This window comes from Sphingobium sp. SG1 (assembly GCF_057063145.1).
The window spans coordinates 163724-176631 of the sequence record NZ_JBVVOJ010000003.1 but is presented as its reverse complement, the minus strand read 5'-3'; the positions used below and the strand labels follow the sequence as shown (position 1 = coordinate 176631).

Genomic DNA, 12908 nt, shown 5'->3' with positions numbered 1-12908 from the left:
CATGCCGGTCGTTTTCGAACCTACTCAAGAGGGGGCGGTCACCCTGGTGGCAAATTCAGGACGACGCGCGTCTTCCCGGCGATCCTTGCGCATGATGATGAGTTCGGCCGGCCGCCGGGTCAGTCTGCTGCGTAGCTTCCGCCAGTCGGCTGCACAACTGGGCGCGGATCTCAGTATCTATGGCTGTGATTTGCAGCCGGAATGGAGCCCGGCCTGTATCGAGGCGGACAAGGCATTCGCAGCGCCTTCAGCGGAAAGCACCGCATTCATTCCAGCGATGCTGGAGATATGCGAACAGGAAAATATCGGCCTGATCGTGCCGACCATCGATACCGAACTGATCGCCTTTGCCCGTGCCCGGGACAAGTTCGCGGCGCTTGGTTGCCATGTTGCCGTCAGTAGCGAGCAGGTCGTGACGATGGCGCGCGACAAGCTGGCGACAGCCCGCTTCCTCTCCGCCGCAGGCGTTCACACGCCCCGGACGGCATCGGCCAAAGATGTCTTGCGCGGGCGCGAGGAAATGGTCTTTCCCTTGCTTGCCAAGCCGCGCTACGGGAGTTCGAGCCGCGGTATCATGATGGTCGAGACGCTGAACGAATTGCTCACGCTCGATGCCAAGGAACCCTATATCGTCCAGCAGTTCATTCCGGGACGGGAATTCACGGTCAATCTCTACTTCGATGCCGAAGGACGGCTGAAATGTGCCGTGCCGCATGAAAGATTGAAGGTCCGCGCAGGCGAAGTGGAAAAAGGGGTCACGCTGCGCAGCCAGCCGCTGGCGGACATGGCCCGCCAGATCGCCGCTGCGTGCAAGGGTGCGCGCGGGGCGCTGTGTTTCCAGGTGCGTCTGGCCGAGAACGGGATGCCGTTCGTGTTCGAGATCAATGCCCGCTTCGGCGGCGGTTATCCGTTGACGCATCATGCCGGCGCGCAGTTCACGACCTGGATGCTGGAGGAATGTCTGAACTTGCCGCGTACCGCCAATGATGAATGGCAGTCCGATATGCTGATGCTCCGGTTCGATGATGCCGTGTTCGTCTGATGGCCCGGCCGCGGGTGAAGTGCGCGCCGGAGCACGTGCTTGTCTTCGATCTTGATGACACACTCTATCTGGAACGGGACTATGTGCTGAGCGGATTGGGCGCCGTAGGTGCATGGGCGCGCGAACGCCTGGGCCTTGTCGAATACGGGACTTTTCTGCGCCGAAAGTTCGAGGCGGGTGCCAGGACACAGTTGTTCGATGACTGCCTGCGCGACTTGGACATTGATCCTACGCCGTCCCTGGTGGGGCGGATGCTTGCCGTCTATCGACAGCATCGACCGATTATCGAGCTGGCGCCAGATGCCGCGGATTTTCTGACGAATATCGCGCCGCATATTGCAATCGGCGTCATCACCGACGGGTATCTCGATGCCCAGCGACGGAAAATCCGCGCACTGAATCTGTACCGGCGTGGTGTCAGCCTAGGTATCTGTACTGACCGTTGGGGTCGTGCGCATTGGAAGCCGGATCGGCGCGCCTTCCTGCATATGCAGGAATATTTCGGATTGGCGAATCACTGTTTCACTTATGTTGCCGACAATCCGGTGAAGGATTTTATCGCTCCGAAGGCGCTGGGCTGGCATACCATAAGGATAGTGCGGCCGGGTCGGATCGACCATGCAGACCATCCTGCCCGGCATTGCGATGCACAAAGGGTTATTGAAAACCTTGGTGAATTATGATTTTCCTTCAAAGGAATTTACAAAATTTACTAATACTTTTGAGTTTGCCCTTCAAATGCACCTATTGGAAAAGCTTGATTGTTTTTCCGATTACTATAGCTCTTAGGCAGGGAAGGGTCGCGATCGGAAAGCCGGATGCTGCAAAAAGCAGGCTTTCCCTCTGAAGGGGTTCCTCGCTCTCTGGCAGTTGATGCCATAGTCGAGTTCGCTGCGTGAAAGCGAAGGCGCTCCTAATTTCTCGGAGGCGACTTTGAGCAATCAACTGCAAGTGATCATCGTCACGCAAAATGAGATCGAAGGCGAAGGCCTGCGACGTATTCTGACGGAAAGATCGTTGGATGTCGTCGGCGTTTTCCGAAATTTGGCTGATATTCCGCTGGAAACTGACAGCCACGGCGTGAACAACCTTCTGGTGATGGCCTCCTCGTCCGATGAAGCGACGCTCGAAATGTGTCGAGAGGCTCATATGCTCCAGGACGAGGCATTGATCGTCATGCTGGGACATGATTGTGAATGCGCGATGGTTGCCCAGGCGTTTCAGGCGGGTGTGGCCGGCTATATTGGCAAAGACACATCCTGCGCCAGCCTTGCAGCAATGATCAATCTGGTCGCACTCGGCGAAAAGATCGTGCCCTCTCGCATCATTTTCGAACTTGCAGGGCTCGATACCAATTTGCGCTGGAACGATAATGACGGCCGCATTGAAGATGTGAAGATGTCGGACCGTGAGGTAGAAATATTGCGTGGTCTGATCCGGGGCGAACCCAACAAGATCATTTCCCGTCGGCTCAACATTACCGAGGCCACGGTGAAGGTTCATGTCAAATCCATTCTACGGAAGCTTCATGTGGTTAATCGGACGCAGGCCGCAATCTGGGCGTTAAGCCGCGGTTTGCTGGGTGAACCAGTTCAGCAAAACGGCGAGCAGCCGCCATGCCGGGCCGTGCCAGCCGTAACTCCGGCCGCGGTACCGCGCCTCCCTTTAAGGCTGGCCGACGTGGCTTGAGTGACGACTAGCCAGTCGGATTTTCCAGGGCTGCGTCGGCGTTTCGTGCTGTGGGCGACTGTTGAAGCGAGCTTTGTCTGCTCCAGGTCCGCCTTCGAATGATATCGTTGTTGGAAGGGGATATCCTATGTCTTCAGGCGACGCCCTCATCGTTCCTTCTAATTTGAGCCCAGGTGAGATATTCATGGGGGCGGCGCGGGCACCGCAGCCAAGCACTCGTACGGGCTATTTCGGCGTTCACGATTTTTTCCGGATGATCCGGCGGCGCTGGATATTGATCGCCACGCTGACCGTGCTGGGCATGGCGATGACGATCATCGTCCTGATCAACATCACGCCCATCTACAGCAGTTCGGCGACCGTGGTGGTCCAGCCGCCTGACGCGGAAACATCGGTCACCGGCACGACCATCCTCAGCCCGAACCAGGAAACGCAGATCGAGACGAAAGTCGAAATGCTGCGCTCCCGGCGTCTTGCGCGGGCGGCGGCGACGACGCTGCATCTGGATGATGATCCCGAATTTGCCCGCAAGCCGGGAGAAGCCAGGGGCGTCGGATCCTGGGTCCGGGAAGTGATCCTGGGCAACCGTCCGGTGGAAGTGGATCCCGGCCTTCGGGCGGAGGCGGCCGAGCGGTCGCGGAGCGAGGGCGTGGTCGACCGGCTGCTCGACAAGGTCGACATCATGCGCGTCGGCCGGTCGAGCACGATCAAGGTGACGGCCTCTTCGGAAGATCCGGCAAAGGCCGCCCTGATCGCCAATCGGCTGGTCGAAACCTATATCCAAGGTGGATTGAAGAACGCCAAGGAATCGCGCGATAAGGAAATCCAGGCGCTGACCGCGCGGGTCGTGCAGGTGCGTACCGCCATGCAGCAGACTGATGGCGCCGCCGCCAGTTTCCGCGCGGCCCATGGCATATTGGCATCCAATCCCGAAGTCAGCGGCGCTGCCCAGGTCGACCAGTCGGCCGGCATTCTGGCCCAGGCGCGCGCGGAAAGCGCTTATGCCAGCCGGCTTGCCCAACTCAGTGGAGGACCGGCGACGGCGACATCCCCGCTGCTCATCGAACTGCGACAGCAGGAGGCAACCTTGTCGCGGCGTCTGGGCGAACTGAGCACGATGTTCGGTCCGGGCTATCCTGATGTCGTCAAGACCAAAGCGGAACTGGCCACGATCGGCCCGCGCATCGCGGCGGAAACGACGCGGTTGCAGGGCGAATTGTCGGCCGTGTCGGCGGCCAGCGCCGCCCGGCGCGGTGCAATCGATGCCAGCATCAGCAGCATCCGTTCGCAGGCCCTGGCTTCGGGAGGACAGGCGGTCGCGCTGCGGGGGCTCGAACGCAAGGCGGAGGCAACCAACACGCTGTACATGTCGTTGGTCGCCGCGCTGAACGCAAAGATCACGGCGCCCGTCGATGTGGATCCCGACATCTCGATCATCTCCCGCGCCTCTCTGCCAGCGGTGCCCAGCTATCCGATCCCGCAACGGGTTCTGGCGGTGGCGATGCTGGCCTTTCTTCTGCTCGGCCTGATCGTCGCCTTCGTGGTCGATACGATGGATACGACGATCCGCACGGCGGCGCAGGTCCGGCGCCTGCTCGGCATTCCCACACTTGCGATGGTGCCCGATCTCAGTGATGGTCGCGAAGATGAACCGGTTCATGCGGTCGTCGAATCCAAACCCCGGTCCCGCTTTGCCGAAGCGATCCGCAATCTGCTGATCGAACTGGAATCGCGCCATGGTCCCGGCTCCCAGGTGGTGGTGGTGACATCTCCGCTGGATGGCGAGGGCAAGAGCACCATCGCCACCAGTCTGGCGGCTGCGGCTGGCGCCGTCAGCAGGCGCGCGGTCGTCGTCGATTTCGATTTGCGGCGCCCCAATATCGAGGCCGATTGCAAGGGCAATGGTGTCGTTGGCTATCTCACTGGTCGTGCTGGCCTGGAGGATCTGCCCGTCATCCAGGAAGACAGCCATTTTTCGGTAATTGCCGTCGGCGATACGCCCATGGACCCGGGTGCGCTGATCGCCTCGCCTCGTCTGCCACGCATGGTCAATGCGCTGCGACAACATTATGATCTGGTGATCCTGAATGCGCCGCCGATCCTGCCGGTGCGCGATGCAAAGACGCTCACCGAATATGCCGATTCGACGATCCTGGTACTGCGTTGGGGCATGACCAGTCCCGAAGCCGCGCGGGTGGCGATGGAGATGTTCGAGCGGCCGATTACCGGAGCGGTCATCAACATGGTCGATTATCCGGCCCATGCACGACGCGGCTATGGCGATGCGATCCACCATATCGCTCGACTGACCAAATATTATGATGCCGATGATCCGGCGGAGGCTGGTGCGATGCACAAGCGCCTGTTGCGCAGCTGGCGCCGTTCCAAGCGTCGCGTGGTGGAAGCGCTGCATTTCAATTGAGGTGCCGTCCCAACAGGACCAAAACAGGACCGGTGAACCGCATGGGTTGATCGGTCCTTTTTGCGTGTGATCGGAAAAGCCTTGTGGCCCTATCGCTGTTGCCAGGGGGCGACCTTGATCGCGCGGCGAAGGTTCAAGCTGAGACCGCCCAGCCAGACGATGCCGAAGGCCAGGTGGGCTAGATTGGCACCCATGGCACCGAATTCCATGATCAGCGGGGCGACCGAGCAGTAGAAGGCCATGGCACAGGCCACCACGGTACGTAGGACGCCCCGCTGTTCCCCCAGCGACAGCAGCCCGGCGCGACTGGCCGCGCCGCTGATCGTCATCGTCACCGCCAGGATCTGGACGATGAGGAGCGGTACCGCCCCCGCAAATTGCGCTCCAACGATCAGGCGCATCAGGCTCGCGCCGGCGATCAGGATGGTGAGGAAACAGGCCATGCCAAAGGCGAGCAGGATTAGCTCGGTTTGTATCACCACCCGCACGAAGGCGCGGCGATTGCCGGCCGCCGCCAACCGGCTGAGGTCTGGATAGACGACCGATTCCACTTGGCTGCCGATCTGTTGCACGACGCGGCTGATCCGCTTGGCAATGTGAAACAGGCCCGCGCTTGCCGGGTCGGCAAGCCAGCCGACGATCAGCGTGTCGACCTGCTGGGCGCTCGACCAGACGGTCAGGGAAAAATTGGATCCCAGGGCAAAGCGCCATACCTTCGGAAAGCGCTCGTTGATGCCTTCGACGCTGGCGTCGAAAATGGCGCGCAGGCCTGGCGCGGGCAGAAGGCGTATCGCGAAGATGAAATTGGAAATCGACATGATGATCTGGGTAAATGTCCAGATCAGCACCATCTCGAACAGGTCTGCATCCATCACGAAGGCAATACCGATCAGCGCCAGTCTCAGCAGCGCATTGGCGACCTGAATGCGTGCGATCATGCGATATTGGTCGGTCAGGCGGTATATCGCCGTGGCCACACCATTATAGCTAAACAGCAGCGACACCAGGAAGATGAGGGCCATTTGCAGGGTTTCGTCGCTGTAGCCGAGCAGCCATTGCCCCGTCAGCGCAATCCCGTTCGCCACCACCCACGCCGCAACGCCGCCGCCCAGGTCGAGCAACAGTCCGAATTTGAGCAGCGCGAAAAACGCGGCGGAATCCTTTTCGTGATCAAGGCTGGCGCCATAGCGGATGACCGGTTGCCAAGACTGGAAACTCAACAAGCGCTCGCTTGCCTGTCCCAGTGTCAGGATCATTGCCAGGATGCCATAGGCCGCGGGATGTAGCAGTCGAGCCGTAAGGGCGATGGAAAGTAGCGTGATGCCCAGTGTCGCCGCCGTTCCGCTCAGCAGGTGGGTGACGGCGCGCACGCGCCGGTGCGACATGGCTCGAAGCCCCCATGCGTGGGTCGAGATGATGAACGACAATAGCGGGTGCGCCCTCTCCATAGCCATGTCCCTCCACCATGATCGTCGCTAATTCATGGAACCAATCAGGATAAAAGCGCAGCTTTCCTGTAGATGTAATCCCAAATTGCCGATCACCGCAGCGACGCTGGATGATAAGGAACAGGCAGGGGAGACGTTATGTCCATCACCGCCAAAGCCTTTTTTCATCCTGCCCGAAAGCCGACTTCGACCGATGTCGAAGATCGTTTCTTTTCGGATCTGCGCACGCGCAACTCGACCTTCAAACGGACAGCAAGCGATCGCTTCCATGATCTGGATGCGCGTTGTCTGGAAAGTTTCGAATTGAGTGGCGCCACCATTGGGCAGGTTCTTGATATCGGCATATCGTCCGGTGCGACGACGCTTGCCCTCTATGAGCGATTGCTGGCCTGTGGGCATATGCCGGCCGTGGTCGGCACCGACATCGCCATCTACGGCAGATTGGTGAAGGCCTATCCGGGCGTGCGGGTGCTGACCGACGAGGCGGGACATCCGTTGCAATATGATGTGTTGGGCCGGGTGGTACGCCCCTGGGGTCGTCGGGCCGACTATGCCACCGGCATGCTCGCGGTGCGCGCCCTGGCAAATGCCTGGCTGGGCGGACGTGCCCAGCGCCTCGTGCAGCAGGGGGGCGGGGATATCACGCCCGTGCGCCTCATCAGTCCGCGGCTGAAGGCCGCGTCGAACGTGCAGATCGAGAAGAATGACATCTTTGTCGATACCCCCGCGTTCCGCCATCGGTTTGACTTCATCCGGGCCTGCAACATCCTAAATCGCGGCTATTTCGATGAAGAGGCGCTGCGCCGGGCGATGGCCAACATCGTGCGCTATCTGACCGGCCCCGGGGCCTTTCTGCTGATCGCCCGCTCTGCTCGGGGATGCCATGTCGGCACGCTGTTCCAGGTTTCTGCTAATGGCCGTTTTCTGGACGTCGTGGACCGTTTCTGCGGCGGATCGGAAGTGGAATGGCTGATGCTTGAAACCCCGTTGCCCGAGCAATGGGCCATCTAGCATGCCGTCGGCCGTCACCATATGCTTTCCCTTCGTGGGAGACCTGGTGGGGGGCAGCCATATCTCTGCCAGCAGCTTGATCGCCAAGATCGATCAGCAGCGTTACGCGCCGCTCGTCATCGTCCAGAATCCGCAGGGCATCATCGCCCGGCTGTTTGCGGACAGGGGCATTGCTGTCGAGGCCATCTCCGCTTCCATTTCTCTCCAGCACGGCCGCAGGGTCGGCCCGTTGCGGGCACTGGAGCTAGCGCGAGGCGCCATTCCTCTGGCCCGGTTCCTGCGCAAACGCCAGGTTGCCATCGTCCACAGCAATGACGGGCGCACCCATGCGACCTGGGCATTGGCCGCTCGGCTGGCGGGAGCCCAATTGCTCTGGCATCACCGTGGTGCACCCGATGCATTGGGATTGAGGATGGTTGCGCCGCTACTGGCCAACCGGGTGGTTGCGGTGTCGCACTTCGCCGGCGACCAGGCAGGCGGCCTGCGCCGCAGGCTGCGTACCGATGTGGTACACAGCCCTTTCGATACATCCATCCAATGCGATCGGTGGGCGGCCCGGCAGGCGATACTCGAACTCATCAATGCGCCGCCCACCGCCAATCTTGTCGGCTTCTCGGGCGTCCTGATCGACCGCAAACGGCCATTGCTGTTCGTCGATGCAATTGCTGCGCTTCGCCGTGTCGCGCCCGAACTCGATGCGCGGGGTGTGCTCTTCGGCGAGGCGCTTGACGGCATGGACGCCCAGGTTGCGGATCGTGCCCGGCGGCAAGGCGTCGGCGACGCGATCCATCTGATGGGTTTTCGCACTCCCGGCGCCTTCTGGCTGGCGGGGTGCGATTTACTGATGGTGCCGGCGATCGACGAACCTTTCGGACGAACGCTGATCGAGGCGATGCTGGTCGAAACGCCGGTCGTCGCGACTGCATCGGGTGGCAATGTCGAAGCTATCCGAGACCGTGAGACGGGGCGTCTTGTTCCACCAGAGGACGCTCAGGCGCTGGCCGATGCTTGCGCCACCCTGTTACGCGATCCTGCGATGATGGAAGGCATCGGCCAATCTGCGCGGGCCGATGCCTTGCTCAAATTCGGCGAAGCGCGCCATGCCGATGCGATCATGGCGATCTATGACGACATGCTTCATGCTGGCGCCGGGCAGGAGACGCCCCATCGCTAGCGAGGCGACCTCTGCCTTGCTGGCGCGCTCATCCGGTCCGACCCGGCCTGCTTCGCCGCGCGACACAGCCGGGGGCGGGTTCAATGTGGCGGCGCACGGCTTGCGCGGCCTGGCAGCGATGATGGTGCTGCTGGCGCATATTCTGGGCGGCACCGCCAAACATATCTATGCCCAGAATGATGCCTATGTGCAGGGCATTGCAGGCGCCTGGGCATTAGGCACTTTTGGTGTCGAACTGTTCTTCATCATCAGCGGCTATGTCATCCTGCCAAGCGCAATGCGTTATGGCGCGCAGCAATTTGCGCTGCGCCGCTTCCTGCGGCTTTATCCGCTGTTTTTCGTGCTTTCGCTGCTCTTCATCGCGCTGAACGCAATCACCAATGCCTATCCTGCGCTCAATTCGACGAAAGCGGTGATTTCGGGCCTGCTGTTCATCAACCTTTTCACTGGCACCGAGCAGCTTACGCCCAATGCGTGGAGCCTGACCTACGAGGTGATCTTCTACCTGCTGATGTACGGGATCGTCTATTTTACGGTGCATCATCGTAATCGCGCGGGCGCCGCCGTCGCAATCGTCGTCGGACTGATCTTCCTGCTGACCCATCCGATCGCCATCTATTTCGTCATCGGCGCCGCGATCCGACTGGCCAGTGCCAGGCCGTGGCGCTGGCCCATCCCGGCGCGCGGTCTGGAGCTTGCAAGCCTGATCGCGATGATCGCCTTCGCCAGCCGCGGCCATTTCGAATATAGCTGGAGCGACTTTGCCGATCCGGTCCTGGTGCCGATCATCCTGTCGGCCGGACTCTATTTCCATTGCGCGGTCCAGCCGGGCAGCCTGACGGCTCGCGCACTCGACAATCCGCTATTCCGTTATCTCGGTACCGTTAGCTACAGCCTCTATCTCGTGCATCCCTACAGCTATTACGGGATACGCAGGATATTCGACCATTTCGGTTGGTTCACCGACAATGTGCTCGGGTCGATCGCGATCTTCGCTGTGGTCGTGGTGGCCGTGACCATGCCGCTCACCCATCTCGTCCATATCAGCCTGGAAATCTGGCCCTATCAGCGCTTTTTCGGGCAACGGATCTATCGGGAAAAGGGCAGCGCGGCGGCCCAGGCGCAGCCAGCGGGAGGCGAGGCATGAGCAGTGCGTCTGAAGGCACCGTGGCCGATGCGCGGGCGATGGCAGACAGCCCGCCAACGGCGATCATGGTCGGCATATTCCTGGCGGCCTATCTGTCATGGCGCCCGTCGATCGACATCATGTTCACGGTCAGCGACCTGTGCCTGCTGATCGGCGGCGCGCAACTGCTGGTCCGGAAACATATTCCGCTTGAACCCTTCGGCCTGCTGTCGCCGCTCTGGTTCGCGGCCTTCGCCCTGATGATGGGCGGCCTGCTCGTCAGTTCGCTCTTCTGCCATGATCCCACGCGCTGGATCATCGTCGCCCTGCAATATAGCGTGGCCTGGGCGGTGCTGCCTTTCCTCCTGATGGGGCATGGTGCCGCCAACACCAACCGGCTGGCCTGCGCCTTGCTGTTCGGCGTGTTCCTGATGGAACTGATCGGGATCATCGTCTATTTTACCTATTCGGGCTCGTTCGAAGACGCGCGCGCCACGCTGGGCCTCGATTTCCTGTCCGGCAGCGGGCGGCTGGGGGCTTTCGCGACCGACGCGAACTGGAATGGCGCAACCATCTCGATGGCCTTGCCCTTTGCCTTCTACCTGCGCGCACGCCGGGTCATCGGCCTCTGGCAGATGCTCGTCATCGCAGGCGTCCTGTTCTATGCCTTGCTGCTGAGCGCGTCCGCAACCGCCTTTGGCAGCATGGTTGTCGCGATCCTGTTCTTCGTCCTGTTCGGCGACCGTCGCATTCGCGCTTATGTTCTTGGCGGGCTGGTCGGTATCGTTGCGTTGGGCATCGTTCTGAACGCCGTCAATGTCACTTTGCCCGCCGTGTTCCAGAAGCGCGTCGCGAACGCCTTGGAGGCCGGCGACATAGCAGAGGCGGGCACGTTCGAGGACCGGCTGGGATTGGCCAAGGATGCGTGGCAGCGCGTCGGCGACCATATGTTCGTCGGTGTCGGTGTGGATCAGGATCGCGTCATCAGCCCGGCCGGAGCGCCGGTGCATAACATGTATCTGCTGCTCTGGGTGGAAGGCGGCTTTCTCACCCTTGTCGGCTGGATCGCGATGATTGGCGTTGGCGGCGTGATCGGGTTCACGGCGTTGAAACGGGACAGGCTGGCCGGGGCGCTTGCCCTGTCCGTGCTGGCGACCTTCCTGCTCTTTTCCGCCGCGAGCCCGCATATGTATGCCCGGCTGTGGGCGGTGCCGGTGCTGCTGGCACTGGCGATCGCGCTGCATGGAGGGGAGGCCGACCTGCGGCGACGCAGTGGGCGTGCGCTTTCGTCCAGGCGGATGCGGGCCTTGCGCCATGCACGGGGATAGCCGCGCGGCGCTTTGGCGCCCGTCGTCAGGATGGATGCCCAAGCGCTGGCATTCCCTGACGCCTGCCAGTTTCCTCGTTTATGGGATCCTCGCCTTCGTGCTGATCGGCCTGTTCGGACGGGTCGTCAGCTTTCCGCTGGGGCATGACGAGCAGATCCATGTCAGTGCCGGTCGGCTGCTGTTCCAGGCGCCGTTGTATCAGGCGCTGGGATATAATCATCTGCCGGGCCTGCCCCTGCTGCTGCACACGCTCTATGCGCTGACCGGCGACAGCTATCTGCTGTTGAAGGGGCGTCTGCTCATCTTCCTGTGCTGGATCGCCACCGGGCTGCTGCTCTATCGCTTTGCCCTGTGGCAGACGGGGGATCGGCATGTTGCCCTGGTGGCTTTGCTGATACTGGTGGCCGGTGTGCTCATGGGGCCAGCCGGAATGCTGGTCACCAATAATTTCCTGCCCGTCCCGTTCGCCATCCTTTCGTTCGATCTGTTCTTGCGCGGGCTGGACGAAGGCCGGATCCGCCCAGGCCTGCTTTTCCTGTCCGGGCTGGCCATGGGCTTCGCGGCCGTGCTGAAGGTCAGCTATGTGTTCCTGGGACCGCCTTTTGCGCTGGCGGCGCTGTTGCTGCCACGCGCTCTGCCTTTTGGGGAAAGAGTGCGGCAGGTGTTCGTGCCGCTGATCATCGGCGGGCTGGTCGGTTGCTCGCCCGCGCTGGTGGTGCTGATCAGCGATCCCTACGGATTATTTGCCCACACGGTCGGCTATTTCTCGCACGGCCATCTTGCCTATTGGGAGCAGGCGACCGCCGCCAAGGCGATGTCCTTTCCCGAAAAGATCATGGTGGCCGAAGGCGTGTGGCTGGCCGGATCGGGGCTGCTTGCGCTTATTCTCGCGGGCGTTTTTGCGGGAACATTGGTGCGCAGGGCAGGGGCGGCGGCGTTGGCCTGGTGGCCGATCCCTCTCGCGGCCGCGCTGGCGGCGTTCGGCGCACTCGGCGCATTCGTGCCGACGCCGGCCTTCCCGCAATATTATGAACCGCCGGTGCCCTTCTTCATTCTCCTTTTCATCCTCCTCTACCGCCGGCTCGATGCCGAGGCGCGGCACTGGATGGCGGCCGTGCTGGGAAGCGTGGGGGCGCTCGCGCTCATCAGTGTGACGCCGCGCCTTGCCGCGGCCGTGCCGGGCGTGGCGCAACCGGTTCGCTGGACGGGCACGGTCACACATGAACAGGGCCAACAGATCCGGGCAGTGCTGGACAGGGCTGGGGCACGGGGCAGGGTCGCAACCCTGTCGCCGATCGCGGTGCTGGAAGGCGGGTTGCCGATTTATCGCGAATTTGCCGCCGGACCTTTCCTCTACCGCGTCGCGCAATATCTGCCGGCTGCCGATCGCCCCTATTTCACCACGACGACTCCGCATGGCCTGTCCGCCTTTCTCGACGCCGATCCGCCAGCGGCGATCCTCGTCGGTGAGGAAGGGGAACTCGATGCCGCTTTTGCCAGCTATGCCCGGCTGCGTGGCTATCGGCTGCTGCCCATCGGCGGCGACGAAACCCGGTTGTTCGTGCGGCCGGACGCGGACGGTCTAGCCCTTTTGGAGAGGGGCGTTTCCCATAATGGTGCCCCCCTGTCCGAACGGACCGCCGACTAACCCACCTGCGCACGCGCGGC

At 61.7% G+C, this 12908-nt stretch carries 10 protein-coding genes; 9 read left to right on the top strand and 1 reads right to left on the bottom strand.

Annotation, left to right across the window (positions count from 1 at the left end; all coding sequences use genetic code 11):
- Positions 1-91: 91 nt before the first annotated feature.
- The 4 genes from AC0KVN_RS08805 to AC0KVN_RS08790 all read left to right on the top strand — a co-directional run bounded on the left by AC0KVN_RS08805 (position 92) and on the right by AC0KVN_RS08790 (position 5153).
- A complete protein-coding gene (locus tag AC0KVN_RS08805) occupies positions 92-1042 on the top strand; it encodes an ATP-grasp domain-containing protein (protein ID WP_435566709.1) in 951 nt (316 codons plus the stop codon).
- A 35-nt stretch (positions 1043-1077) separates the two neighbouring features.
- Positions 1078-1725 (top strand): HAD family hydrolase, encoded by a 648-nt coding sequence (locus tag AC0KVN_RS08800; protein ID WP_435566708.1) that lies wholly within the window; start codon positions 1078-1080, stop codon positions 1723-1725.
- A gap of 250 nt (positions 1726-1975) precedes the next feature.
- On the top strand, positions 1976-2731 hold the full coding sequence (locus AC0KVN_RS08795; RefSeq protein WP_048937506.1) for a response regulator transcription factor: 756 nt from the start codon (positions 1976-1978) through the stop codon (positions 2729-2731).
- Between the two features lie 253 nt (positions 2732-2984).
- Positions 2985-5153, top strand: a complete 2169-nt coding sequence (locus AC0KVN_RS08790; protein WP_048937507.1) for a GumC family protein — start codon at positions 2985-2987, stop codon at positions 5151-5153.
- An 89-nt stretch (positions 5154-5242) separates the two neighbouring features.
- Here the strand turns inward: AC0KVN_RS08790 and AC0KVN_RS08785 are convergent, their stop codons facing one another.
- On the bottom strand, positions 5243-6580 hold the full coding sequence (locus AC0KVN_RS08785) for a lipopolysaccharide biosynthesis protein (RefSeq protein WP_234831870.1): 1338 nt from the start codon (positions 6578-6580) through the stop codon (positions 5243-5245).
- Positions 6581-6739: 159 nt separating this feature from the next.
- Between AC0KVN_RS08785 and AC0KVN_RS08780 the strand changes: the two genes are divergently transcribed.
- The 5 genes from AC0KVN_RS08780 (at position 6740) to AC0KVN_RS08760 (ending at position 12888) form a co-directional block, all read left to right on the top strand.
- Entirely contained in the window at positions 6740-7612 is an 873-nt protein-coding gene (locus AC0KVN_RS08780; protein ID WP_435566707.1) for a hypothetical protein, read from the top strand.
- Between the two features lie 46 nt (positions 7613-7658).
- Positions 7659-8786, top strand: coding sequence for a glycosyltransferase family 4 protein (locus tag AC0KVN_RS08775; RefSeq protein WP_435566706.1), 1128 nt, complete (start codon positions 7659-7661; stop codon positions 8784-8786).
- 85 nt (positions 8787-8871) lie between these two features.
- Positions 8872-9933, top strand: a complete 1062-nt coding sequence (locus AC0KVN_RS08770; protein WP_435566705.1) for an acyltransferase family protein — start codon at positions 8872-8874, stop codon at positions 9931-9933.
- Positions 9930-11240 (top strand): O-antigen ligase family protein, encoded by a 1311-nt coding sequence (locus tag AC0KVN_RS08765; RefSeq protein WP_435566704.1) that lies wholly within the window; start codon positions 9930-9932, stop codon positions 11238-11240. Before AC0KVN_RS08770 ends, AC0KVN_RS08765 begins: the two co-directional genes overlap by 4 nt.
- A gap of 34 nt (positions 11241-11274) precedes the next feature.
- Positions 11275-12888, top strand: coding sequence for a glycosyltransferase family 39 protein (locus AC0KVN_RS08760; protein ID WP_483656069.1), 1614 nt, complete (start codon positions 11275-11277; stop codon positions 12886-12888).
- The last annotated feature ends 20 nt before the right edge of the window (positions 12889-12908 follow it).

Excerpts from the sequence above, each read along its gene's own strand:
- AC0KVN_RS08805 (WP_435566709.1), top strand. The coding sequence starts at position 92 with ATGATGATGAGTTCGGCCGGCCGCCGGGTCAGTCTGCTGCGTAGCTTC.
- AC0KVN_RS08790 (WP_048937507.1), top strand. The coding sequence starts at position 2,985 with ATGATCCGGCGGCGCTGGATATTGATCGCCACGCTGACCGTGCTGGGC.
- AC0KVN_RS08780 (WP_435566707.1), top strand. The coding sequence starts at position 6,740 with ATGTCCATCACCGCCAAAGCCTTTTTTCATCCTGCCCGAAAGCCGACT.
- AC0KVN_RS08765 (WP_435566704.1), top strand. The coding sequence starts at position 9,930 with ATGAGCAGTGCGTCTGAAGGCACCGTGGCCGATGCGCGGGCGATGGCA.
- AC0KVN_RS08760 (WP_483656069.1), top strand. The coding sequence starts at position 11,275 with ATGCCCAAGCGCTGGCATTCCCTGACGCCTGCCAGTTTCCTCGTTTAT.